The organism is Bacillus sp. 2175 (assembly GCF_057812155.1).
Genome location: NZ_CM173819.1, coordinates 3110613 through 3135902, shown reverse-complemented (window position 1 = coordinate 3135902; position 25290 = coordinate 3110613). Strand labels below are relative to the sequence as shown.

Annotated in this window: 22 protein-coding genes and 2 pseudogenes; 21 read left to right on the top strand and 3 right to left on the bottom strand. The window is 33.3% G+C overall.

Annotated elements, in window-relative coordinates; translation table 11 throughout:
• Positions 1–15 precede the first annotated feature (15 nt).
• Both ACXKY9_RS16345 and ACXKY9_RS16340 read left to right on the top strand, forming a co-directional pair.
• Complete coding sequence (locus ACXKY9_RS16345; RefSeq protein ID WP_000855200.1) at positions 16–582, top strand: SGNH/GDSL hydrolase family protein; 567 nt, start codon at positions 16–18, stop codon at positions 580–582.
• Between the two features lie 368 nt (positions 583–950).
• The gene (locus tag ACXKY9_RS16340) at positions 951–2327 is read left to right on the top strand and encodes a S8 family peptidase (protein WP_002101134.1); all 1377 of its coding nucleotides are present in this window, start codon (positions 951–953) and stop codon (positions 2325–2327) included.
• A 160-nt stretch (positions 2328–2487) separates the two neighbouring features.
• On the opposite strand, the gene ACXKY9_RS16335 is transcribed toward ACXKY9_RS16340, so the two are convergent.
• Positions 2488–2904 (bottom strand): SRPBCC family protein, encoded by a 417-nt coding sequence (locus ACXKY9_RS16335; RefSeq protein ID WP_000332045.1) that lies wholly within the window; start codon positions 2902–2904, stop codon positions 2488–2490.
• Between the two features lie 232 nt (positions 2905–3136).
• Here ACXKY9_RS16335 and ACXKY9_RS16330 point away from each other — a divergent pair, with 232 nt between their 5' ends.
• The 10 genes and pseudogenes from ACXKY9_RS16330 to ACXKY9_RS16285 all read left to right on the top strand — a co-directional run bounded on the left by ACXKY9_RS16330 (position 3137) and on the right by ACXKY9_RS16285 (position 11254).
• Entirely contained in the window at positions 3137–4198 is a 1062-nt protein-coding gene (locus ACXKY9_RS16330) for an oxidoreductase (protein ID WP_000176643.1), read from the top strand.
• A gap of 32 nt (positions 4199–4230) precedes the next feature.
• Positions 4231–4968, top strand: a complete 738-nt coding sequence (locus ACXKY9_RS16325; protein WP_000146281.1) for a GntR family transcriptional regulator — start codon at positions 4231–4233, stop codon at positions 4966–4968.
• Positions 4969–5243: 275 nt separating this feature from the next.
• Positions 5244–5639 carry a transcriptional regulator SpxA gene (spxA, locus tag ACXKY9_RS16320; protein WP_000236189.1) on the top strand — a complete coding sequence of 132 codons (396 nt, stop codon included), beginning with the start codon at positions 5244–5246 and terminating at the stop codon, positions 5637–5639.
• Between the two features lie 46 nt (positions 5640–5685).
• Positions 5686–5820 (top strand): BA3454 family stress response protein, encoded by a 135-nt coding sequence (locus tag ACXKY9_RS16315; protein WP_000573532.1) that lies wholly within the window; start codon positions 5686–5688, stop codon positions 5818–5820.
• Between the two features lie 185 nt (positions 5821–6005).
• Positions 6006–6419: an Rrf2-family transcriptional regulator SaiR gene (gene saiR / locus ACXKY9_RS16310; RefSeq protein WP_001083465.1), complete on the top strand. Its 414-nt coding sequence runs from the start codon at positions 6006–6008 to the stop codon at positions 6417–6419.
• A 123-nt stretch (positions 6420–6542) separates the two neighbouring features.
• Positions 6543–6878: an IDEAL domain-containing protein gene (locus ACXKY9_RS16305; RefSeq protein WP_000987462.1), complete on the top strand. Its 336-nt coding sequence runs from the start codon at positions 6543–6545 to the stop codon at positions 6876–6878.
• Positions 6879–6885: 7 nt separating this feature from the next.
• Positions 6886–6999 (top strand): annotated as a pseudogene (locus ACXKY9_RS16300) (DUF3888 domain-containing protein); the annotation flags it as partial.
• 920 nt (positions 7000–7919) lie between these two features.
• Positions 7920–9239: an aromatic amino acid transport family protein gene (locus ACXKY9_RS16295; protein ID WP_001014190.1), complete on the top strand. Its 1320-nt coding sequence runs from the start codon at positions 7920–7922 to the stop codon at positions 9237–9239.
• Positions 9240–9693: 454 nt separating this feature from the next.
• Entirely contained in the window at positions 9694–10170 is a 477-nt protein-coding gene (locus tag ACXKY9_RS16290) for a heme-degrading domain-containing protein (protein WP_000107937.1), read from the top strand.
• Positions 10171–10654: 484 nt separating this feature from the next.
• The gene (locus ACXKY9_RS16285) at positions 10655–11254 is read left to right on the top strand and encodes a nitroreductase family protein (protein WP_000158937.1); all 600 of its coding nucleotides are present in this window, start codon (positions 10655–10657) and stop codon (positions 11252–11254) included.
• Positions 11255–11587: 333 nt separating this feature from the next.
• Here the strand turns inward: ACXKY9_RS16285 and ACXKY9_RS16280 are convergent, their stop codons facing one another.
• On the bottom strand, positions 11588–11905 hold the full coding sequence (locus ACXKY9_RS16280) for a winged helix-turn-helix transcriptional regulator (RefSeq protein ID WP_001000104.1): 318 nt from the start codon (positions 11903–11905) through the stop codon (positions 11588–11590).
• A gap of 302 nt (positions 11906–12207) precedes the next feature.
• Here ACXKY9_RS16280 and ACXKY9_RS16275 point away from each other — a divergent pair, with 302 nt between their 5' ends.
• The 7 genes from ACXKY9_RS16275 (at position 12208) to ACXKY9_RS16245 (ending at position 21312) form a co-directional block, all read left to right on the top strand.
• Positions 12208–12945, top strand: a complete 738-nt coding sequence (locus ACXKY9_RS16275; protein WP_000258865.1) for a GTP cyclohydrolase II — start codon at positions 12208–12210, stop codon at positions 12943–12945.
• Complete coding sequence (gene ribD, locus ACXKY9_RS16270; RefSeq protein WP_000889429.1) at positions 12938–14041, top strand: bifunctional diaminohydroxyphosphoribosylaminopyrimidine deaminase/5-amino-6-(5-phosphoribosylamino)uracil reductase RibD; 1104 nt, start codon at positions 12938–12940, stop codon at positions 14039–14041. The genes ACXKY9_RS16275 and ribD overlap by 8 nt, the downstream gene beginning before the upstream one ends.
• Before the next feature lie 59 nt (positions 14042–14100).
• Positions 14101–14670 (top strand): 5' nucleotidase, NT5C type, encoded by a 570-nt coding sequence (locus ACXKY9_RS16265; protein WP_000668223.1) that lies wholly within the window; start codon positions 14101–14103, stop codon positions 14668–14670.
• Positions 14671–14972: 302 nt separating this feature from the next.
• Positions 14973–15101 (top strand): hypothetical protein, encoded by a 129-nt coding sequence (locus ACXKY9_RS16260; protein ID WP_003284944.1) that lies wholly within the window; start codon positions 14973–14975, stop codon positions 15099–15101.
• Positions 15102–15128: 27 nt separating this feature from the next.
• Positions 15129–16853, top strand: a complete 1725-nt coding sequence (locus ACXKY9_RS16255) for a methyl-accepting chemotaxis protein (protein WP_000422000.1) — start codon at positions 15129–15131, stop codon at positions 16851–16853.
• Between the two features lie 366 nt (positions 16854–17219).
• Entirely contained in the window at positions 17220–19448 is a 2229-nt protein-coding gene (locus ACXKY9_RS16250) for a putative mucin/carbohydrate-binding domain-containing protein (protein WP_000826248.1), read from the top strand.
• A 166-nt stretch (positions 19449–19614) separates the two neighbouring features.
• Positions 19615–21312, top strand: a complete 1698-nt coding sequence (locus tag ACXKY9_RS16245) for a M4 family metallopeptidase (RefSeq protein ID WP_001058955.1) — start codon at positions 19615–19617, stop codon at positions 21310–21312.
• Between the two features lie 285 nt (positions 21313–21597).
• Here the strand turns inward: ACXKY9_RS16245 and ACXKY9_RS16240 are convergent, their stop codons facing one another.
• Complete coding sequence (locus tag ACXKY9_RS16240; protein WP_000647264.1) at positions 21598–22593, bottom strand: zinc-dependent alcohol dehydrogenase family protein; 996 nt, start codon at positions 22591–22593, stop codon at positions 21598–21600.
• Between the two features lie 314 nt (positions 22594–22907).
• On the opposite strand from ACXKY9_RS16240, the pseudogene ACXKY9_RS16235 reads away from it, so the two are divergent.
• Both ACXKY9_RS16235 and zwf read left to right on the top strand, forming a co-directional pair.
• Positions 22908–23444 (top strand): annotated as a pseudogene (locus ACXKY9_RS16235) (glucose-6-phosphate dehydrogenase); the annotation flags it as partial.
• 351 nt (positions 23445–23795) lie between these two features.
• On the top strand, positions 23796–25280 hold the full coding sequence (gene zwf / locus ACXKY9_RS16230; RefSeq protein ID WP_000445362.1) for a glucose-6-phosphate dehydrogenase: 1485 nt from the start codon (positions 23796–23798) through the stop codon (positions 25278–25280).
• The last annotated feature ends 10 nt before the right edge of the window (positions 25281–25290 follow it).

Below are 25290 nucleotides of genomic sequence, written 5' to 3'. Positions count from 1 at the left end.
AAGGAGAGTAGCTTAATAAAAACGTTAGTATGCTTTGGAGATAGTATTACAGCTGATGAAACATTTTTTGATGGAATGCCGAGATTAACACCACGTTTGCAAGAGATGTTTCCGAAGTGGAAAGTAGTGAATGCAGGTGTTCCAGGGGATAATACATTCGATGCGTTAAATAGGATTGAAGAAGATGTAATATCATATAAACCAGATTTCGTAACAGTTTTTCTTGGTACGAATGATGCGGTTTCTTTTTCTCAAGTGTCATTACAAGCATATAAAGAAAACTTAGAGAAGATTGTGAACCATATTTCATCAGATAAAGTACTACTGATTAGTCCTGCACCAGTTGATGAAGAAAAACAGCGTAATAGAACAAATAGAGTGCTTGGTCAGTATGCAGACGTGGTGGAGAAAGTGGCGAGGGAAACAGGAAGTTATTTTCTAAACGTATTCGCTGAAATGATTCAAGAACGGGATTATAAAAGATTTGTAGAAAATGGTGAAAAAGATGGATTACACTTTGGACCAGAAGGCTATGAGTATGTAGCGAGGTTAATTGGTGAAAAGTTAAAAGGAATTTTATAAGGAGCAAAGCACTTAGTGTTTTGCTTTTTCTTGTTTTTTTGCAGTCTATAAACTTATTCACCGCTGTAATTTGCACAGATATTTTGTTTTTTTTATATGCGTAAAAGGTTAGCTCTGTTTTAAAGTAATATAAATTTATTTTTAAAAATTTATATTTCGTAGTTGAAAATCAATAAAGGTGTAACTATAATAGTTACAGTTAGTTTGTTATTTTGAAATATACACATTGAATTACAAGAATGAAAGGAGTTTTTATGTAAATCAAAAAGTTATAAAAATCTATTAATTTTTATAATAAGATAAAAAGCTTTTCGGTTCATACACATTATTAAATATGTTAATTCTAATAGAAAACTAGAGGTGGAAAGATGAAAAATTTTAAAGGTATGTTGATATCATCACTTGCAATTACAACTTTTGCTGGGGTAGGTACGACATTTGTAACAAATACAGTACATGCTGCCAATAACGATTCTAGTAAAATACAATTTCGTTCTAATAAGAGTATAAACACAACAACTAGCTCGAGATTGCCTGTATTATCAATCAATCCTTATGATGAACCTAGATTTTTGAGACAGGGATATCTTGAAGAGGCACCTTTAGGAATTAATGCTCCTTATGCTTGGGGAATTAAAGGAGGAGATGGTCAAGGAGCAACCTTTGTAGATTTGGAAGAAGGCTGGTTATTAAATCATGAAGATTTAGTCGGTCAAAATATTGAATTTATGTCTGGAAAAATGAGTAATGATCTTTCTCACGGTACTTCAGTTCTAGGTGTTGTTTCTGCAGCTGACAATAGGATTGGGAACATTGGGATTGCACCAAAAGCAAAGGCAAAAGTAATTTCAGTGATCCGAGATAATGGGAGAATCGATGTAAGAGATGCTATTTTAAGTGCCGTAGATTCTTTACAGGCTGGAGATGTTTTATTAATAGAAGAATCCTTTAAATATGATGGATATGGAGATGACCCTTTACCAGTAGAAGTATACCCGAGTATATTTAACGCAATTCGTAAAGGTACAGATAAAGGTATTATTATTGTAGAAGCAGCTGGTAATGGTGGGATTGATTTAGATAAATTTAAAGACCGTAATGGTAAACAGATTTTAAATCGAAATAGTCCAGACTTTAAAGATTCAGGAGCTATTATAGTTGGAGCATCTACTGCAAGAGTTCCTCATAAACGTTTAGGTTTCTCTAACTATGGTAGTAGAATTGATGTATATGGTTGGGGAGAGTATGTTGATACATTAGATACATATCAAAATCAAAATAGTAAAGGACAAAAAGTTACAGATCAGAGTATAATGAATCGTTATACTTCTAATTTCCGTGGTACTTCTAGCGCTTCGCCTATAATCGCTGGGGCTGCTGTATCAATTCAAGGGATTGCTAAAGAACATTTAGGTAAGGCATATACACCAAAAGAATTGAGAGCAATTTTAAGTAATCCTAATACAGGCACAAAATCTAATGACCCATCATCTGATAAAATAGGGGTTTTACCAGATTTAAAAGCGATTTTGTCTAACCTTGGTTTTCATAGTGATTTAACTACCAATGATTCTATGGTATTTCCAGATAACGTAGAAAAAAATGAAGGAAAAGAAAATTCAACTTTCGTATTTCCAGGTGAAGAAACAAAAAAAACAGGGGATAAAAATTCAACTGTAACATTCCCAGAAGAAGATTTAAAACAGCAAGAAAAAGAAGAGGGATTAATTGTTTTTCCTGATTAATAAAAAAATACTACCTTCCATTTGGAGGTAGTATTTTTTATTTCTTGTCATTAACAAGCAGGCATGAAATTTGTATTTGTTTATCTTTCATAATGAACTTAACCACAAAGTCGAATGTTTGACTGTTAATTAACTTTTTCGTCTCAATCAATTACATGAATCAATCTAGAAATGCTTGCTGCAATGCTTTCAGTCCATCGCTGTATATACCATGAACCAGATTTATTGCCTCTTCATCACTAACTGCAACAGGAGTGAACGTACCAGACCACTCTACTAACGATGTGTTACTTTCAGTACCTTCTTTAACTTGGATTGTAGATAAATAATTAGTGACCGGGAACGGTGCATTCATGATTGAATACGTGTAGTAGCGTTCCTTATCATTGAATACTTCTAAGCGTTCTATAATTGTTTCACCATCTGGATTAGCTAGATGACGTACACGACCGCCTTCAGTTAATTTACTGCTAGGTATATAAGGTAACCAGTCTGGAAGGGAGTTGAAACCTCCGATTAATTGCCATACTTGTTCAGTTGATCCGAAAATTTCCATAGATATAGTAGTATATGCCATGTTCATTACGCTCCTTTTCATCTCGGTATTTACGGGTAAATAATCAGTAGAGAATAAATCGCCCCACTGATTAAAGTTTCACTTTATAGGTCCATAACTTATAGTGAGAACGAATTTTATCGTGGATTTTTTATTTAATATATAATTATAAATTTAAAACTATATACTTTTAATAATTAAATTATATAATAAATATAGAAACGAAAATTTATGAGCAAGGAAGTTGAAAAATATGACATTAACAATGGGCTTTATTGGATTTGGAAAGTCAGCTAACCGCTATCACTTACCTTATGTAAACACGCGTAATAATATAAAAATAAAAACGATTTTTGTACGTCAAATAAATGAAAAATTAGCGGCTCCATATAAGGAAAAAGGTGTTTACTTCACTACTGATTTGGACGAATTGTTGAATGACAAGGAAATTCAAGTGGTGACGGTCTGTACGCCAGCACATACGCATTACGAATTAGCGAAAAAAGTTATACTTGCTGGAAAATCAGTTATCGTTGAAAAACCATTTTGCGATACAGTGGAACATGCGAAAGAATTATTAGCTTTAGGACGAGAAAAAGGTGTAGTAGTTATGCCTTATCAAAACCGCCGTTTTGATGGTGATTTTTTAGCTGTGAAGCAAGTAATTGAACAAGGGTTCCTTGGTGATATTATTGAGATTGAATCACATATTGATTATTTCCGTCCTGGTTCAATCACTCATGAAGCTCCAAAAGAAGAAGGTTCATTTTACAGTTTAGGTATTCATACGATGGACCGTATGATTTCACTATTCGGCCGTCCAGATACGGTGACATACGATATTCGTAATAATGAAATGGAAGGTGCGGTTGATAACTATTTCGATGTTGGTTTACATTACGGAAATCAGTTGAAGATTAAGCTGAAAACGAACCATGTCGTAGCAAAAGATTATCCACGCTTTATCGTTCATGGAACAAACGGATCATTTATTAAATATGGTGAAGATCAGCAGGAAAATGATTTGAAAGCGGGTGTTATGCCTGAGAGTGCAGGATTTGGTGAAGATTCACCGATGTACTATGGAGTTGCTAAGTATCGTAATGCAAATGGTGACTGGATTGAAAAACAAATTAAAACGCCACTTGGTGATTACGGTCGTTTCTATGATGCCGCGTATGAAACAATTATAAATGGTGCACCAAAACTTGTGAAAGACGAAGAAGCGGTAACGAATATTGAAATCTTAGAAAATGGATTTGCTGCCCCATCACCTTCAGTTTACAAACTTGAGGCTTTACATTTGAATGAATAGAAGAGAGTTTGCAGTATAAAGGAGGTATGGAAATGGCAAGCGGATCAACACAAGTAAAATACCTCGGCATTTATCAAAAGATTAAACAGCAAATTTTAGATGGTGAATATAAAATCAACGAAAAAATTCCGAGTAGCCCCGTCCTTGCTGAAGAATTTGGTGTTTCAGCCCTTACTATTAAGAAAGCGCTGGATCTATTAGTTAGAGATGGCTACATCATCCGCCGGCGCGGAAGTGGAACAGTGGTGCAAGATTGGCGTCAACAGGAAAAGGCACGAATGATTCAAACTTTAACGGGTACGAAAGCTGTATACGGCAGTGAGGTAGAAAGTAAAATTATCGAGTTTGCGATTGTTGGGGCTGATGAAGTAGTTGCTGAGAAATTGGGAGTTTCAATCGGTGATTTCGTCTATAAAATCATTCGCCTCCGCATCATTCACAGCATTCCGACGATTATGGAGCATACATGGATGCCAATTTCGGTTATCCCAGGTGTTGAGGCTTCTGTTTTAGAGGAGTCGATATACTCACATATTCAAAATAAACTTGGTCTTGAAGTAGGGACATCTGTTGTCAGGGTTAAAGGAATTCGCCCACATGATAGGGAAAAGCAGTTTATGAACTTAACAAATCAGGATTTCCTAATGCGAGTTGAACAAGTAGCTTATTTAACGGATGGACGAACTTTTGAATATTCTTATGCAGATCATCTACCCGAAACCTTTGAGTTTGAAACAGTCATTACTGCAAAAAATTATAAAGAGATATAAAAATCGGTTGAGGCAAGTATTGTCTCAACTGCTCCTATTATACGTTAATAGAATGAATCCAAGACTTAACATTTGATTTATAGAACTGTAAAGTTTAAAATTACAGTATAGTTTTTAGAAGTGAGTTGTTATCGTCTGTAAAATGTAGATAAATTAAATATTCTCGAATAAATAATATTGCTTGTATTTGATTCTAAACTGTAATTTTTTTTAATACATTTCAATAACCGATGTTTAAAATGTACGTTTCATAACATTAAAGGAGTGAGTTAAATATGGTAATTCTATATACAACAGCAAGCTGTGCCTCATGCCGAAAAGCGAAAGCATGGCTTGAAGAGCATCAAATTGATTATATTGAAAAAAACATCGTATCAAATTCTATGACAGTTGATGAGCTTAAATCGATTCTTCGTTTAACTGAAGAGGGGGCTACTGAAATTATTTCAACTAGATCCAAAACTTTTCAGGACTTAAATATAAATATTGATGAGCTCTCGCTAAATGAATTTTATACATTAATAATTGAGCATCCACTAATGTTACGACGCCCAATTATGCTGGACGAGAAAAGATTGCAGATTGGTTTTAATGAGGAAGAAATTCGTAAATTTTTACCACGTAGCGTTCGAACGTTTTTGAACATTGAATTGCAAAAATTGGCCAATTAATAAGTAGTATTTTTAGAAAAAGTTTTTTGAAAGGAGGAAGCAGAAGATGATTGAAGTATGTGTTACAGTTAATTATAATGATAGAAATTATCAAACAAATGTTATTGTGAGTAAAGATACGATTTGGACAAAAATTAAACAGTTGGCAGAAGAACAAGTGAAGAAACAGTGGAGTGTTTAATTTTATTTTCAACTTAAAAAGCTAAATGAAGTTATCAGATATAGGTGGGACCGGATAGAATATAAGAGAATTAATTTTTTATGGCAAGAAGTATTCTATATGTTTTAACGTTCTAACCTATCTGTAATATTTATGGCTACAGTTAATATATGAGAAACAATATTTTTGATCGTAGGAGGAAAATCATGAACAGCGACTTTACCTTGGCCATACACAGTTTAACTTATTTAGCTTTACAGCCAGATCGGATGTCAACAAGTAATGCTATTTCAGAAAGTGCAGGTGTACATCCAGTACGCATTCGCAAAGTACTAAGTTTGTTAAAAAAACATAAGTTTATACAATCGAAAGAGGGGACTGGTGGCGGTTTTATTTTCGCTCGCGATTTAGATGAAATTAATCTTTGGCATATTTATCAGATAACCTCTGAAGGTGCTTTGCAGCCGAAGTGTCCAGAATCAAACAATCAGTGTGTTGTAGGTTCGAACATGCGAAAAGTTCTTTTCGCTATTTTCTTAGGTGCTGAAGAGCATCTAGGTGAATACTTAAAGAATTATACAATGAAAGAAGTTGTTGACCTTATCAATCAAGAGCGTTAAGCGGCTTAATTATTATATAGCCGTGAGTTCTTAACACTTAAATGTAATGAAAAATATTACAGTATAATTGTTTTTATATCTTTTTTATTGTCACAAAAAATATTTATAGGAAGGTGAAACGGTATGATGTCAAATAATAATCATGTTTTAAAAGTAGGAGATTGGGTTCGTGGAATATCAAATGAAGGTGAATTAATAGTTGGTTATATTGTATCACTTGATGATGTAGAGGATATAGTTACAGTTAGTATTGTGAAACGTGACGGCCAGTACACAATAAACGAAGCGATTTTACTCTTTAGTAAACACGTTAACAAACTCCCTGAATCAAAGGTAATAAATAAGGAACAAATCCTTTATCTTATAGATCTTGCATTATTAACAGGGGATGAAGAATGGTTTATCGAGCTTTCTTCAAAATTAAACTCGATAAAAGAGCTAGTTAATGAGGGATTTTAAAATTTAAACTTTTGAGGGTGCACACAATCCGCCTTATGGAGAGGACACAATTACTTTTCGCATAAAAGGAAATGATGTAAAAACGATTCATTACAAACATAGAGATATTCCTGATAACGATAATTATGTAAATGAGCTGTCCATATGGGGCAGCTTTTTTGTTTTTTACTCAGTGTATCTTTTTAAAATGTATATGAATTCAATATTAATAATATATATCCTAAAATTTGGTTTTTTTTTATTTTGGAATTTTTTCTTTTTACCTACATTAATTATTTATTAGAATATCTTTTATGTTTAAAATGAAATTTTTTGATAAAGGGGATATAAGTATCTTTATAATGAGTAACCTAGAACAACAATGTATTATTGTATTTTTTTACTAACTAATTCAGCTTTAAGCGATAAAAACAATGGCTACATGCTAACTGTAAAATATTATCCATATAAAATTATTGCACTTTAATATTTCTGAAAATATAAAAATATTAATTTTATAAATATACACGTTATAATGAGGGCGTCGAGAGAAATTTTATTATCTCTGGAGAAAATATAAAAAATGCGATTACTAGTAAGAAAGGTGTGTGATTAGAGGCGAAATGTATGTAATGTGCTTCAGTGGCTTGTGTAAGCAGTATCATCAGTGCTACCGAAGTTATGAAGGTAATGTATAGAATTGAGAAAGAAATGCCTCGCAAATGAAGAGAGGCCGGTTTATCTAAAATTACTGTTAAAAGTAAAAAAGAGAAACCATTAAAGTAATACACTGTTATTAGAAATGTTGCAACGTATTTATGAAGTCTATTCTATATTGTTCTCTTAAGAGGTCTTTATATAAAGAGCGGATATTACGAGTAAACTTTTTTGTGAACGCTAACAATTATATTAGGACGCTAACTAGCGAATGTTTCAATTTGGATTCATTATGATGAAGGACATACAAAGTGGGGCAACTTGTAAGGAATTCATTTTCCGAAAAGGGAATATTTGTTAGGTGTAAAGAGAGATGCAGGAATAGATACAAGGGGGAGTTATTATATGAACGGGAATACTGCAAAGAAAATAGAAGTTCAAGCTGAAAATACCGCACGAAAAAATGAGCAATATGCAGATCCGAAAAAGTGGCATAAGCAGGATACTACATGGGCACTCAGTCTATTTGGAACTGCAATTGGAGCAGGGGTGCTCTTTTTACCGATTAATGCAGGTTCAGGTGGTTTATTATCTTTACTACTAATTACATTACTTGCATATCCAGTTATGTATTACTCACATAGGGCGCTTGCTAAAATGATATACGCTTCTAATTCTGCTGATGAGGGGATCACAGGTACAATTAGAGAGTATTTCGGAAATAAAGCGAGTATCATTTTTAACATCGTATATTTCGGTTCAATTTATACAATCGTACTAATGTATTCGGTTGCGCTTACAAACACTGCAAGTAGTTTTATCGTGCATCAATTGCACATGCCAGAACCTCCAAGAGCTATTTTATCACTTGTATTAGTTCTTGGTCTTATCGCTATACTGAATTTTGGTCAAGATATTACTGTAAAGGTAATGAGTATGTTAGTGTATCCTTTCATAGTTTCTTTACTTTTTATCGCAATATCTTTAATTCCACAGTGGAATACGTCAATGCTTAGTTTTTCAGCTGTTTCAACTGCTTCAACAGGAACAGGCTATTTTGGAACGATATTGATGATTCTACCAATCATCGTATTCTCATTTAATCATTCACCTATGATTTCATCATTTGTTGTGAAACAGAGAGCTACGTATGGAATCGAAGCCACTGATGCTAAATGTGCGCAAATACAAAAGGTTTGTTATATCATGACATTCGCTGTTGTTATGTTCTTCGTTTGGAGTAGCGCATTGAGCTTGACTCCAGATGATATAAAAATGGCAAAAGAACAAAACTTATCAATTCTTTCATATCTTGCTAATGAGCTTAATTCGCCTGTAATCACTATTGCAGCTCCAATTATTGCTTTTGTGGCTATTACAAAGTCTTTCCTTGGCCATTATATCGGAGCATTTGAAGTAATGCGTGACATGATTATTAAGTTCGGTAAATCACGTGGAAAAGATATTGAAGAAAAAACAATTAAGACAGTAATCCTTACTTTTGTTGTATTATCATGCTGGTTTGTTGCTTATACAAATCCAAGTATTCTTGGACTTATTGATTCTCTAAGCGGTCCATTAGTTGCTGCTATCTTATGTCTATTACCGATGTATGCGATTCAAAAAGTTCCAGTACTAGCTAAATACAAAGGGAAAATGAGTAACGTATTTGTTATTATTGTAGGTGTACTTACTGTCTTAGCAAGTATTAAGTCATTATTCTAATTCACGATTGTTAGTTCTAGTGCAAAATAAAATAAAGCGATTTTGGGACAGGCTTCTCCATTTGGAGAGTTTGTCCCTTTTTAAATGAGTGACAAAAGGTCATCTTTTCCATAGTCTCTTTTCGTACATAAGGTTGCTTTATTGAGTGTAATTTTTTGATGATTATGAACAAGCATTCCTTTGGTTAAATGAATATCCCATATGAAACTTTTAGCGAACCGGTTGCTCAATCAACTGTTTTTTATGTTTGTAAGTAGTATTCGGAAGAAAACTTCTATACGAAATGTTTAGCACTAGAGGACATACATTTTTAATGAGTTAAATATAATTCATAATAGCACCAAGAAGAAATGAATACGCTTTACGGTATTAGTTATATGGAAAGACCGCACGATAGGATTGCATAATTTTAAAAGTAGCAATCTGGCATAAAGTGAGTAAGGGGGACAAAGATATGAGTACTTCAAATTTGAATGAAATAAGTAAACAAATTTTAAAAGAGGAGGAAACACTTCAATTTTCCTCTTTTACAAATGAAGATGCCTTGCAACTAGGTTTATTTATCGTTGAAACAGCAAAGCAAGAGGGGAAATTGATTGCTGTTGATATAACGAAAAATGGTGTGCAATTATTTCATTTCAAGATGACAGGGACAAATGAGGAAAATACGAAATGGATTGAGCGTAAAAAACGAGTCGTTTCCCTGCATGATCGTAGCTCGTATTATATGCAGATACAAAGTGAAATAACTGGGGTCTCCTATAATGAAAAATATCTTTTAGATACTTCAGAATACGCTGCGTTTGGTGGATGTTTTCCTATCAGAATAAAAAACGTAGGGGTTATTGGAATGATAACAGTTTCAGGATTACCACCAGAAGAAGATCACGAATTGGTAATAAGGGCAGTTAAAAATCATTTGAAGCAATAGTAAAAATAAATGTGATGGTTAAGTAAAAGCCAAGAATGAACATATTATTGTTCGTTTTTGGCTTTTTATTATTTTTTCTTATAGTCGGCTAAGAGGGTTCTTTTACAGGTAGCACTTAATTTTGCAATGTTCTTTAAATTGCATCGTTTTGTTCGAGTGAGCGAAATTGCTGTAATTGAAGATGCTCTAAATTAATGTGAAATTTGGTGATTAAAGTAGCTACATTTCATATTTGTGTAAATATGAAACAAGCAGGATACATGAATAGAGAATGGGTAAAATAGTACCGAATGATGATTAGATTTTATGAATGATGTTATAAGGCTTTTTTTAGGAAAACTGAAGGAAGCAGTGTGTTTAGATTTAGAATGACTGGCAATGGGTGCTAGGAAGTTCAATGATTCAAAAATGAACTCATTTAAACGCATACTATCTTCGAGATGTATCATTTTGAAGAATATTAAAACTTAGGAGGAACGGAATTATGACAAAAGATTTCTATACTGCACTGAAAGAAAGACGTACTTACTATGGGATTAATAAAGAGGTACAAGTATCGGATGAAAAAATTAAAGAAATCGTGGAGTTTGCTGTGAAATATACTCCATCCGCTTTCAATTCTCAAACTGCACGATTAGTTGTATTATTTGGTGAAGCTCATGATAAATTATGGGATATTACCACTGAAACATTAAGAAAAGTAGTTGGAGATGGAGACTTTTCAGGAACGCAACAAAAAATGGATTCTTTTAAAGCTGGTTATGGAACAGTATTATTCTTTGAAGATGAGGCTATCGTTAAATCGCTTCAAGAAAAGTTTGCTGCATATGCTGAAAACTTCCCAATTTGGTCACACCAAGCATCAGGTATGCACCAATTAGTCGTGTGGACAGGTTTAGAAGCAGAGGGATTAGGGGCATCATTACAACATTATAATCCATTAATTGACGATGAGGTAAAACAAGAATGGAAAGTCCCTGCTAATTGGAAACTAATTGCACAAATGCCATTTGGTAATCCAACAGCTGCACCAGGTGAAAAAGAATTCCAACCACTTGAAGAGCGTGTGAAATTTCATAAGTAATATTCGAATGTAATAAAATAGAAATTTAATCAGTGGTGGTCTTACTGTCCGCAAATAGCAGGGGAAGCTAACTGTATTGTAAAAATAAAACTGTTTATTAATAAAAAAGCTTATTCGTTTTTTTTATTAATCGAGTATGTATGAATAAAAGATTTTAAAACACTATTTTAATCTGTAAGGGAACAAGGTGATCGTTTTGATCACCTTGCTTTATTTCTTACATTTTATTTATTAAAAAACGCTAGCTTTTCATAAATGCTTGAAAAATTAGCGTTTTAATAATAGGTATCTGTAATTTGATTACTTAAAACTATATACGAAAAAGCTTTTATGTTATTCCTCAAGTTCTATCCATTCCTGTGACCATTCTTCTATTCCGCGAATAATAGCTTCTAAAGCAAATCCTTTTTGAGTTAAAGAATATTCTATACGAACTGGTGTCTCAGGAAAGACTTTACGTTCGACAATTCCTTCTAGTTCTAATTCTTTCAATCTTTCTGAAAGTAATCTTCCGCTAACAGGAAGAGAAGATTCAAGTGTACAAAAGCGCTGAGATCCAGAAAAAAGTTGGTAAATAATTAGTGCTGTCCATCGTTGACTAAAAAATTTCATTCCTTTTTCAAAGCGAGGGCATAATGTAGAATCATTCATTTTCCTTCACCTCCTAAAATAAATTATATAACATCTTACTATTAGTAACAAATGTTTTTATAATTAATTACTTGACGTAAATTGATTACGAATGTATACTCACTTACATAAAGTAACTAAGTTGTTTTATGTAACTAAAACTCTTTTCTTTAAATGGCCAAAGTTGTAATGATACATATTGCATATAAGCTGAGAGAAAAAAGAATAGCATCTGTAAAAACACTTACGTTGTGTAAGTTAAACAATAAAAAATATAACAATGGAAGAGAATTTTAGAGATTCTCTATACTAGGAGGTACCTAATGGTTACAACAGATACAATTCATATGTTAGAAGATAAAATTCAATTTATACATCAAGATGGAAAGGATATTTATTTAGTAGGTCCTATCAAATTGCCAATTAATTTATATGGGGAGACTAAAGTTTTTCAATGGTATTCTTGGTTACAATGTAGTGAGGTTACAAATAGTGTAGAAGGAATTATCGAAAAACTCTCATCTATTAATTTAGCTGATATGCAGCAATCTAGTGTACTTGTATATGGTGATTTTGAGAATTCTGAAGATGCCCTAATTCGTATGCATAGTATTTGTCACACCGGTGATATCTTTGGTAGTAAACGTTGTGACTGTGGATTCCAATTAAAGCAGTCTTTACAAATGATTACAGAACATGGTTCAGGTGCTTTATTTTACTTAGCGAATCATGAAGGAAGAGGAATTGGCTTGTTTAGTAAAGCTATGACGTACCTCTTGCAAGAAAATGGGTTAGATACAGTAGAAGCTAATCTGAACCTAGGTTTTGAAGATGATGTTCGAAACTATGATGATACAATTGAAGTATTAAAAGCGCTACGCTCAAAACCTGTAAAACTTATTACAAATAATCCGAAAAAATTAGAAGCGTTACAAAAAGCTGGATTAAATGTTACGAGTCGTGAACCGTTATGGGGTGATGTCTCAGAGTTTAATGAGAAATATTTGCAAACGAAGATTCAGCGTTCTGGACATTTTGAAGGGGGACACTTACATGCTTGAGCATGAATTGTATATGAAGCTAGCACTAGAAAATGCCAAGGCTATGAAGGGACAAACGACTCCAAATCCATTGGTTGGATCTGTAATTGTAAATGATAATCGAATTGTAGGGGTCGGAGCACATATGAAGGCCGGAGAACCACATGCCGAAATACATGCGATACGTATGGCTGGAGAACAGGCACGTGGTGGTACAATTTATGTAACTCTTGAACCTTGTTCTCATCATGGTAGAACAGGGCCTTGTGCTGAAGCAATTGTACAAGCAGGAATTAAGAAGGTAGTAGTTGCTACACTTGATCCCAACCCGCTTGTTTCTGGACGTGGAATTAAAATTCTACAAGATGCAGGTATTGAAGTACTTGTAGGAGTGTGTGAAGAAGAATCTAAAAAAATGAATGAAGTCTTTAATAAATATATTTTGACAAAGCGCCCATTTGTAACGATTAAATCAGGAGTTACATTAGATGGGAAAATCGCTACGTCTTTATCGGATAGTAAGTGGATTACATCTACAGAAGCAAGACAAGAAGTACACCAAATACGAAACGAAAATGCGGCTATTTTAGTAGGAGCGAATACTGTTCAAAAGGATAATCCATCATTGACAACGCGTATTCCAAATGGCCGAAATCCAATTCGAGTAATATTGGACTCGACATTACGCATACCGATGGAAGCTAACGTTGTTACAGATAGAGAAGCTCCTACCTGGATATTTACAACAAGTAATCATGCAGAGGAAAAAAAGAAAGCATTAGAAAATGCAGGAGTTAAAGTATTTGTTACTAGCGGAGAAAAGCATATAAACTTACATGAAATGCTTGATGTTTTAGGACAAAAAGGAGTTTCCTCCCTGCTTATTGAAGGTGGTGGAGAAGTAAATGCTTCGTTTATTGAAAATAAACTAATGGATAAAATTATTTTATATTTCGCACCTAAAATTATTGGAGGTAGATTGGCGCCTAGTTTTGTAGAGGGGACTGGTATTACTAAAATGAAAGATGCAATTGAATTTAAGGATATATCATTTACCCAGATTGGAAAAGATTATAGATTTATTGGCTATCCAGCATATCGGAAAGATGAGCAATAAGGGGAATAAAAACTACTTATATGTTCCGATAAATGGATTGCAGAAAGGAGCGATGAAGAGTGAAGTTTGGATTTGATATCGATGATACACTAATTGATTTAAGGCAGCATGCTTTTCATTTATATAATAAGAAATTAAACAAAAAAGTAGGGTTGGATGTATTCCATTCTTTAAAAACAATTGAAATTCATGAAGCATTTGGCATGACTTCCGAGGAAGGCGGTCATATGTGGAATAGTTTGCTGGATGAGATTTATTATACTTCTTGTTCACCGTTTCCGTATGCTGTAGAGACATTGCAAGAATTAGAAAGACAGGGACATGAAATTTACTATATAACGGCGCGACCTAAAGAGCATGGAGAGCAAACAAAAAAATGGTTAATAGAAAAAGGATTTCCGGTACATGAAGATCGCTTTTTCTATGGAATGAAGGATGAAGAAAAAATACACTTTATACAAGAAATAAAATTAAACTATTTCTTTGATGATAAGCCGGCTGTTTTAGAAACGTTAATAGGAAAACCGATAAATGTATATGCAAAAACTACTTCTTACAATCAATATCTCAATATCCCGCGTATTACAAATTGGATGGAGTTAGGAGATATTATAAAGAAAGATATGTGAGGATTTAAATGGAAAATCAAATAGAGCCAAGAGCATATTGAGTATTACAATTTTAGAGGAAAGACATACGTATTATGTCTTTCCTTATTTTTTAATATTATCGTTTTTATTAGTGTGATGTGCTAGGAGTACTTCTAATAGAGGGGGAATAGAAAAATGAGCAATAAGAAAAATATTTTTAAGCTAGTCTTGTATGGAAGCGTAATTTATATATCATACCAGTGATGGTTTTCCCTGGTGCCACAGTATATGCGGATATTTTGGGTAAGAAGTTCAAGAATTAATGAGATGTGTTCATGATCATGAATTTTTGGAAAACGAAAATTACAATGTTAGGTTATTTTGAATCAGTAGTGGACGATATGCAAAATTACATATTACAAAATAAACATCGTAATTTTTGGATTCTTGGTATAAAATACATTACTTAAACTATATATTAGAATGGAGAAAGTGAATTGGAATTATTAAGAAACAGTAAGATTGGTACAAAACTAAACATATTAATAACTATATCAAGTATTGCATGTATAGTATTATCCCTAATAGGGTTTTGGGGGTTAGAAAGAGGGAAAAGTACTTCCTCTAATATGTATGAGGATAATTTACTGCCAATTGAGTGGATTGGAATTGTAGAATCTAATTTTTATCACGTTAATATGAACTTTATGGAAATAATGTTATCAAAAGATGAAAAAAGAATGAACGAATTAATAAGAGAAATGGATGGGATTCGTAAGGAAAATGATCATCTTTTAAAGCAGTTTGAGGCTAAACTTATTTCTACTAAAGAAAAAGAATTATATAACACGTTTCATGAAACATTTAATGAATTAAGGACTCAAATGAAGAAAGCACAAGAATTAGGGAAGTCTAATAATGAGGAAGCATATGCATATTATCTAAAAGAGATTGAACCTAATATGCAAAAATCAATAAAATCAATTCGTGAATTGATTTTATATAATAGTAATAATGCAGAGCTTTTACAGAAGGAAAATAATAATAGTGCTCAAAATACAATGATAATGTTTGTTAGTATTTCGATTTTAGCAATTTTAATAATTATATTAATTGGATATGTTATTAAATTAACTATCCGAAAACCACTTGCATTACTACAAAATGATATGGAAAAAGTAGCAGCTGGAGATTTAACAACACGTACTCCTTATAAAGCAAATAATGAATTAGGGCATATTGTTCAGTCTTTTAATAGTATGTTAGATAACCTTCAACAATTAATTGCGAATGTTAAGATGACAACACAAGAGGTTATTTTTACTACGGAGAGTGTATTACAAGATACAAATCAAGCGTCTAGTATTTCAAATGAGGTTGTACAGACTGTTTTAGAAGTAAAAACAAAAATAGAAGGACAGGTAACTAGTATTCAGGAGAGCTCATCCTCAATGGAAGAAATTACAACCGGGGTGCAAACTGTAGCTGAATCTTCAGCAGTAGTCGCTGAGGTAGCAGTAACGACTACAGAACGAATAAATATCGGTAGTGAAGTGATAAATCACTCTATTCTTCAAATGAATAGTGTGCATGATGTTGTCGAGGAAACATCAAAAGTAATAAATAAACTTGTTACACGTACACAACAGATTGATACAGCTCTCGCTGCAATTACTAATATTGCCGAACAAACGAATCTTCTTGCCTTAAATGCCGCTATTGAAGCGGCACGTGCTGGAGAGAATGGGAAAGGATTTGCAGTGGTTGCCGCAGAAGTTCGAGACTTGGCTGAGCAATCTAAAGAATCTGCAAAAGAAGTTAATCATTTAATAAAATCCATTCAAAAAGATACCCAAGATACAGTTAATGTCATGCAAAAAGGACAACAAAAGGCAGTAGAAGGAAAAGAAGCTGCTTACAAAGCGAATCAAACCTTCTTGTCTATTATGAGAGATATTGATAAGATTACAGGTCAAATTCAAGAAGTATCCGCAGCGACAGAAGAGATGTCTGCTGGTACAGAAGAAGTAAATGCTTCTCTTTCGCTAGTTTCTGAAACTGCAACGGATGTGAAAAAGGAGACTCTTCAAACTGTAAATTCAATTCAATCACAGGCCGTATCAATTGAACAAATATCAATCCAATCCAACAAAATGAAAGAAAAGGTGGAAGAATTAACGGAATTGGTTTCAAAATTTAATATTACAGAACAAAAAGAATAAGTAAATTGTAAAAGATTAGGTACGGCTATCAGCCTAAAAATAATTGATTTTTTACGATTAAAAAGATTTTAGTAATTAATTCAATCACAAGTGTAATAACATGTATAAAAAACATGAAGACTTAAGAGTCTTCGTGTTTTTTTTATTGAATAATGTCTGAAAAAATATTGATAATTATACGATATTTTGGAATTTATCACAAAATATTCATATATGCAAAATTACATACATTTAATGATTGATAATCACGAGTTAATGTAACTATAATAATTACACTGATAAGTAACTTATTGACGACAATTATAAGTGAAGAAGGAGGGCTTTATTGTATTTTGTATATAAAAAAATAGAGAAGGAGATATGCAAATGAAAAGGTTACTTGTTATAGGCCTAATGTATACAATGTTTTTCCTCATAGGAAATATACACTTACATGCTGATGAACGAATAAATGCAAAAAAAATTACTAGTTTAGAAGAGCCTACTTGGATATTTCAGGCGGGCATAAGTAAGGGGAAATATCATGACCGACAAGATTTAGGATTTATTTTGAAGAGAAATACACCATTAAAGGTAAGACAAACAAATCCTAATTTTAAAGACAAATTAACATTACGTTTATTGTCTAATGACTCAAAAAATGAAAAATCCATACAAGTAGGAAATGAATGGGTTACTATCCAAGGTGATACGTCTTTAGTTCCTTTCATAGATACTCCGTATGGTGAAGAGCACGCTGTACTTGAGTACCAAGTAGGGAATGAAAGTGCTACTAACCCCCTTCCCATTTATAAACAACAAGGAAGTGTATCTCAATTTTTTAGTACATGGGATCAATTTGATGGAGAGTATGCGTTACTTCAAGGGGAGAGTTTTCAATTATTTGTACCTAAAAAAGATAAAGAGTTAGTAAGATCTTTAAAAGATTTTCAATCATTGGATGAGTTAATTGCGTATTATGAAGATATTTTTGTGATGTATGATTCAATTATTGGTTTAGATGGCTCAACGTTTGAAAATAAAAAAAGTCAAAATCGTTATTTCTTAAAAGCAGATATATCTGGTGCTGGCGGTGCCTATTATGGCACAAATTGGACAGCGAATAGTACAGATAGTACAAAGATGTGGTTAGATAAACTAAGTTGGGGAACTTTACATGAAATCGCTCATGGATACCAAGCTGGTTTTGATAATCAAGGAATATTTACAGGAGAAGTTTCTAATAATCTATTTGGTGTTCAATATCAATATAGTAAATACGGCAAAAAAGCAGATCAAGTTGGTTGGTTGTTTAATTTCGGGAAAAAGGAACAGGTAGAACGGAATTTATATAATGCTTTAATGAAAGAAAATAAAAATTATGATGATTTAGATTTACGACAAAAACTTATTCTTTTAACGATGGCGAAACAAAAAGCTGGCGATGAAGCATTTGCAAAAATGTATCAAGGTTATCGAAAACTAGCTAGCAATGCTGCTTTCAAAAAAGGTGACCATTCTTTACCAGATTTAATGAATCAGTATTATAGTGAGAATGGACAAGTTGATTTTACACCTGTTTTTGAAAGATGGGGCTTTAAGCTTAATCATAAACAAATAGAGATGAATAGGGCGAAAGGTTTTCCGGCTGTTACTTCTTTAGCTTATATAGTGCCTGAATCACAATTAGCGAAAGCAAGAGCTATAGTTGATCCTGATATTCCGATAAACTCCAACTTCGAAATAGTTACGAATCAGCAAATTGCTCCACTTGGGCTAAAAGGGAATTTGCATATCCATTTAAATACAAATGAAATAGATACATTAAAAGGAGGAAAAATTAAATTAAAAGAAGGGAATACAGTTATTCAAGAGAAAACAATTGAAACAACAGATATCAATTTACAAGACGTACCAAATGGAGTGTATACGGTTGAAATTTCAGGTGGGAAAACGAATAGTATGTACCATTTCAGTTCGTATTATGCCTATGTAAAAGAAAAAGATAATAGTCTAAAGATTGATATTAACGAAATGAAAGTGAGTAAGTTGGTAAATGAAACGATTCAATTCCTAGGATTAGGAGATGACCAGTTTGCCGTATTAAATACAGACTTAGAGCAAAATCGAGCTATTTTTACGATTACTACTAAAACGCCTCATAGCTATTATGCAGGTGAAAAATATGCATCGATAGAGGTCTTTAATGAAAAAGGTGAAAAAATTTATACGAAGGAAATGGAAGGAACAAATGTAACAATTGTAAAAGATATCATTCCACTAAAAGAGGGATATAGAATTAAAATCTATCATGATGAAATAAAAAAACGATTAACTAGTAAAGCTACTATTATTAATCCTATGAATAAAATGAATGAATTTATAATAACAAAATGGGGATTGAAAAATACTTCTTTGCAAAATAATCCAGAAGAAAATCTTATACAAAGAATTGATGAAGAAATGGAAGCGATTATAGGTAATCAGTTTTTAAAAGAGATACCAATGCAAAAATTAGAAATGAAAAAGAATGTGTGGATGGCAATAAATATGTTATCAGAACCACAAAAAATAACGTATATGAATAAATATAAAGATAGCTTATATAATGAATAATTTTTGAGAAATGAATTGAATCTAAAAAAGTAGCAAACCAATCTATTAACCTATGTATGTAGAGGTATGTAAAAACGATTGGCTATAGTTAAAATTTTTTATCTATGCTTAAAATTCTAAAATACATTTATTTAATTTAATAATACGATTATAAAGGGGTAAAAATATGAATAATTTCGTAAAGGTAGGTTTAACTACAGGAGTGGTGTTATCGGCGATTATGCCTTATGGAGGAGTACATGCGGAAACAGAAGATTTAAAAGTGGAAACAAAGGAAGATACGTTCCGAACAGGTAATTTAACAGCACCTTCTCAAAATTCGGCAGAAAATGTAGCAAAGGATGCACTAAAAGGAAAAACAGAACAAGCATTATCATCAAAGCAAGTTAATACGGAATCCAAAGTTAATTATAATGTTACGCAAAGTCGTAAATCTTATGATGGTACTACATTGGTACGTCTTCAACAAACGTATGAAGGACGTGATGTATACGGATATCAACTAACAGCACATATTAATGATGATGGTGTACTTACGAGCGTTTCGGGAGATAGTGCCCAAAATTTACAACAACAGGAAGATTTGAAACAACCTATTACTCTATCAGAAGAGGATGCAAAGAAACAGCTTTTCAACATCTATGGAAATGATCTCACATTTATCGAAGAACCAGAAATTAAACAAGTGGTATATGTAGATGAAAATACAAATAAAGCTACAAACGCATATCAAATTACTTTTAGTGCATCTACACCTGAATATGTATCCGGTACAGTATTAATTGATGCTTTTGGTGGTAATCTATTAAAAGAACTCGTTCAAAAATTGGGTATACAAGTAGAGAGTAGTATTGTCCAATCTGCGACATCAAATAAATCAACAGATCCTTCAAAATTAACAGGTACAGGAAAAGATGACTTAGGTATTAATCGTACGTTTGGAATTACACAAAGAAGTGATGGAACGTACATGCTTGCAGATTATTCTCGTGGTAAGGGAATTGAAACATATACTGCTAATTATAAAGATTATAATAATTATAGAAGAAATGTATGGGGTTATCTCGATGATTTAGTAACAAGTAATTCTACAAATTTTACAGATCCTAAAGCAGTTAGTGCCCATTATTTAGCAACGAAAGTATATGATTTTTATCAAGAAAAATATGGCCGTAACAGCTTTGATAATAACGGACAAAAAGTAATTTCTGTCGTTCATGGTTGGAACACAAATGGTACGAATAAAGGAAATCCTAAGCAGTGGTTTAATGCATTTAGTAATGGCGCTATGCTAGTATACGGAGACCCAATTGTTAGAGCATTTGATGTGGCAGGACATGAATTTACACACGCGGTTACAAGAAATGAGTCTGGACTTGAGTACGCAGGAGAAGCTGGTGCAATTAATGAAGCGTTATCTGATATTTTAGGAGTAGCCGTTGAAAAGTATGCCAATAACGGAAAGTTCAATTGGACAATGGGAGAACAATCAGGTCGTATTTTTAGAGATATGAAAAACCCATCATCTATCTCTTCTAGATATCCAGAGGATTATAGGCATTATAATAACTTACCTATTGATGCTGACCACGATCATGGTGGTGTACACACGAACTCTAGCATTATTAATAAAGTAGCTTACTTGATTGCTAGTGGTGGAAGCCATAATGGAGTAAACGTACATGGCATTGGAGAAGATAAAATGTTTGATATTTTCTATTATGCAAATACGGATGAATTAAATATGACTTCTGATTTTAAAGAATTAAAAGAAGCTTGTATTCGTGTAGCAACGAACTTATATGGTAAAGACTCATTAGAAGTACAAGCTGTCCAACAAGCCTTTAAAGCAGCGTATATTTAATATTATTGTGATGAATTACAAACTCTTTCATTTTAATATAGTGATTAATTTGTATTTATAGACAAAAACCTTGTAGAATTTTTCTGCAAGGTTTTTGAATGTTATCCCGCTATTTGCCGGGCGGTAAGACCCCGCTTCAAAATTCAGCTGTTATTTTTTTACTTGTTGTAAAGGATGGAAAGCTTTTAAGGTTGTGGCACGCCTCTTAAGAAAAAGATAAGGCGAAGCGATCTCGCTGTTATTTTCCAACAACAAACATTTGTTATTTGTATTATTTAGTGAAAGTTACCAAACGTTTTTCAAAACTATTTTACCTATTGCTTTATTTGACTCCAAATATTCATGTGCTTGTGCAACTTCATCAAACGTAAAAGATTTAGAATCTAGCAATGGACGAAGTTTTCCTTCTTCTACAATTTGCGTTATTTTCGTTAAGATTTCTCCGCAATCATTACGCTTATCTGTATGTAATATTTTTAATGCCATAAAAGTAACGTGCAGAGAGAGTCCTTTTGCGTGTAAAGGAGAGAGGTCATGGGTTGAACGAGCTGCAATAGTTATGACAGTTCCATTGACCGCAGCAGCTTCAAAAGAATGATCAAGATTCTTGCCGCCTACTGTATCAAATATAACTTCAAATCCGTTTCCGTTCGTATGTTTTTGTACATATTCTTGAACAGATTCTTCTTTATAATTAATAGCTATATCGGCTCCTAAACGATGGGCTATTTCCATTTTGTTTTGCTGAGAAGCTGTTGTAAAAACTTTAGCGCCTGCCCATTTAGCTAGTTGAATGGCTACGTGTCCTACGCCACCAGTAGCTCCATGAATGAGAACATTTTGACCAGGTTTAATATTTGCACGATCAAATAAAGATTCCCAAGCTGTAATTGCAACTAATGGTAGAGCAGCAGCTTCTTCCATTGTTAAATTGTTAGGTTTGTGAGCAATTAATCGTGCATCAGCAAGCATAAATTCTGCAAGTGCACCTCCAGTTTCTTTAAAACCTCCGGCACATCCGTATACTTTATCCCCTGATTTGAATTTCGAAACACCTTCTCCTACTTCAATAACAATACCAGCTACATCGCCGTGTAATATAGCTGGAAACTCAGGAGCGACGGCTGAAACGGCCCCACTACGCATTTTTGTATCGATTGGATTTACACTTGTTGCTTTTACATCGATTAGAACATGACCTGGTAAAAGTTTTGGTTTTGAAACTTTTTCTAATTGAAATACAGATGAATCCCCAAAAGAATGGATAATTTGTGCTTTCATAGTTTATACCTCCTGTTTGTGGTTATAGCATAGCAAAGTACGAAAAATAAGTATAATATTTTGAATTTTGTTAGTGAGAATTTTATATAGAGAAGGGGAAAGTGCATGAAATGAAATAATGTAACGTACTTCTAAAAACTACTGTAAAGCTTTTTGAAGAAAGGGTAGATGTTATTTTTGCAGCATGATTTATTCATTATGTTTATCCCGCTATTTGCCGGGCAGTAAGACCCCGCCTCAAAATTCAGCGAAAGCAAAGAAGTTAGGTGGGAGTTGGGCTGCTCGTAAAAGCCAGATTGGTGAGGGCTAATTAAAGTTTAACTTTATTCGGAGCGACAGGGGATTTAGCGAAACGCAAAATTTACCCTGCTTTATACAAACTATTTAGTAATTAAAATATACCGCAGTCTATTTCGATTATCGGTATTGGCAGAAGGGTAATGTCAGATGTGGAATTTCAAACAAAGGTAGAACAATCCATTGCTATATTTTCTAGAAGATCTACTGATGACGAATCAGGAGTAGAAGGGTTTATTAGCACATTTCGTTATTGTCAATTAAATACAGCGAATGTAGAGGACTATCAAGATTTGTTGAGTCTTGTAAAGAGGCGTGAAACAGAATTAAACATTCCTGAAAACCGCATGTTTTACCTATCTGTTATACCAGAAGTATTTGATGTCATTGCTTTAAATATTAAGGAAAGTGGATTGTGAGCTACAAAAGGATTAAATCGTCTTATTATAGAGAAGCCTTTTGGTTATAATGTAACGTCTGCTCGTGAGTTTAGCGCTAAATTAATTGAATATTTTGATAAAAATGATATTTATTATAACGATCATTATCTTTGAAAATGAATGGTAACTAGGAATACACTTAGAAAAGTATTACGAAATAAATCGTATGTAATTCAAGACATTTTTATTGACGATAATAATTTATGTGGTTAATATATTAGACATAAGATTATTTAATTACTAAAAGTAATCAGATATAAAATGTTTCGTTAAATTCTATAAATAAGTAAGTTGTGGTAGAAATGCTTTGAATTGCCACTATTAATATTGGGGACAATTAAAAAGCGAAAGGTATAAAAAGAATTGGGATTTGATAACTCTTTGTTTTTTTATAAAAACAGGGGCTTCTGTACAATTCATTTTTAGTATATCGACGAGGATTATACAACAAGAGGGGGACTGAACTTGGAATCAATGACCTTTGTTTTATTTGGAGCGACAGGGGACTTAGCGAAACGCAAAATTTACCCAGCACTATATAATTTATATAGAGATCAAAAGCTTCCAAAGCAAATATCCGTTATCGGGCTTGGGAGACGTCAAGTATCTCATGTAGATTTTCAAGAAAGAATAAAAGAATCAATAGAGACGTTTTCCCGTCATAGAGAAGAAGGTACTCCGGAACTGGAAGGTTTTTTAGATAATTTTCGCTATTGTCCATTAGATGTGAGTAAGCCGGAAGACTATGAGAGGTTATTACAAGTCGTTCGTGAAAGGGAAGAAGAATTACATATAAAAGGAAATAGAATGTTTTATCTTTCCGTTGCTCCTGAATTTTTCGAGACCATTGCTTTAAATATTAAGGAAAGCGGACTTGATAAAACGGATGGATGGAAACGTCTGATGATTGAGAAACCATTCGGGCACGACCTTACATCTGCTCGTGAGCTTAACGATAAGCTTAGTCGCACGTTTGAAGAAGACGAGATATACCGTATCGATCATTATTTAGGTAAACCGATGATTCAAAATCTTGAAGCATTAGAATTTGCAAATCCTGTTCTCCAATCAATTTGGAATAAAGAACATATAGCGAATGTACAAATCACAGCGAGTGAAACAGTTGGGGTTGAAGAAAGGGCAGGATATTATGACCAGGCAGGGGCCATTCGAGATATGGTTCAAAATCATATGTTACAAATATTAATGATGACTGCTATGAATCTGCCGGAAAAGGTTAATGCATGTGAAATTCGAGAGGAAAAGCGAAAGGTAATGGAAACGCTTCGTAAAGTGAAAAAAGAAGACGTTCAAAGCCATATCATTCGCGGACAATACGCTGCAGGTGAGATAAAAGGCGGGCAAGTTGTAGCATACAAAGAGGAGCCAGGAGTAAATCCTTCTTCTAACATAGACACATTTGTTGCTGCTCGCCTGTGGATCGATAATCCATTTTGGACTGGCGTTCCCTTCTATATACGAACAGGCAAACGAATGAAAGAAAAGTCTACTCGTATTGTAATCGAATTTAAAAATACGTTAAAACAGCAATATCAAGATAATAATCCAAATGCAGCACCTAACTTATTAATAATTGAAATTAGCCCAGGTGAGAACGTTTCATTACAGTTAAACAGTAAAAATCCATTGAAAAATGGAGAAATTGAACCGATGCGTATTAACTTTACTTGTGAGCAAGCGGATGTGGGAGTACCTGAAGCGTATGAAAGACTCATTCATGATGCTGTGAGTGGAGACGCTACATTCTTTGCACATTGGAGAGAAGTTGAATTGTCATGGGAATGGGTACAACCAATTCTTGAAGCGTTCGAGGAAAACTTATTACCGCTTCATGAATATGAGTCTGGTTCATATGGTCCAGAAGCGTCTAATGAACTGTTACAAGAAAGTGGATTTAAATGGTGGTTAGATCAAGAGACGGAAAAATAAGTACTTTCTT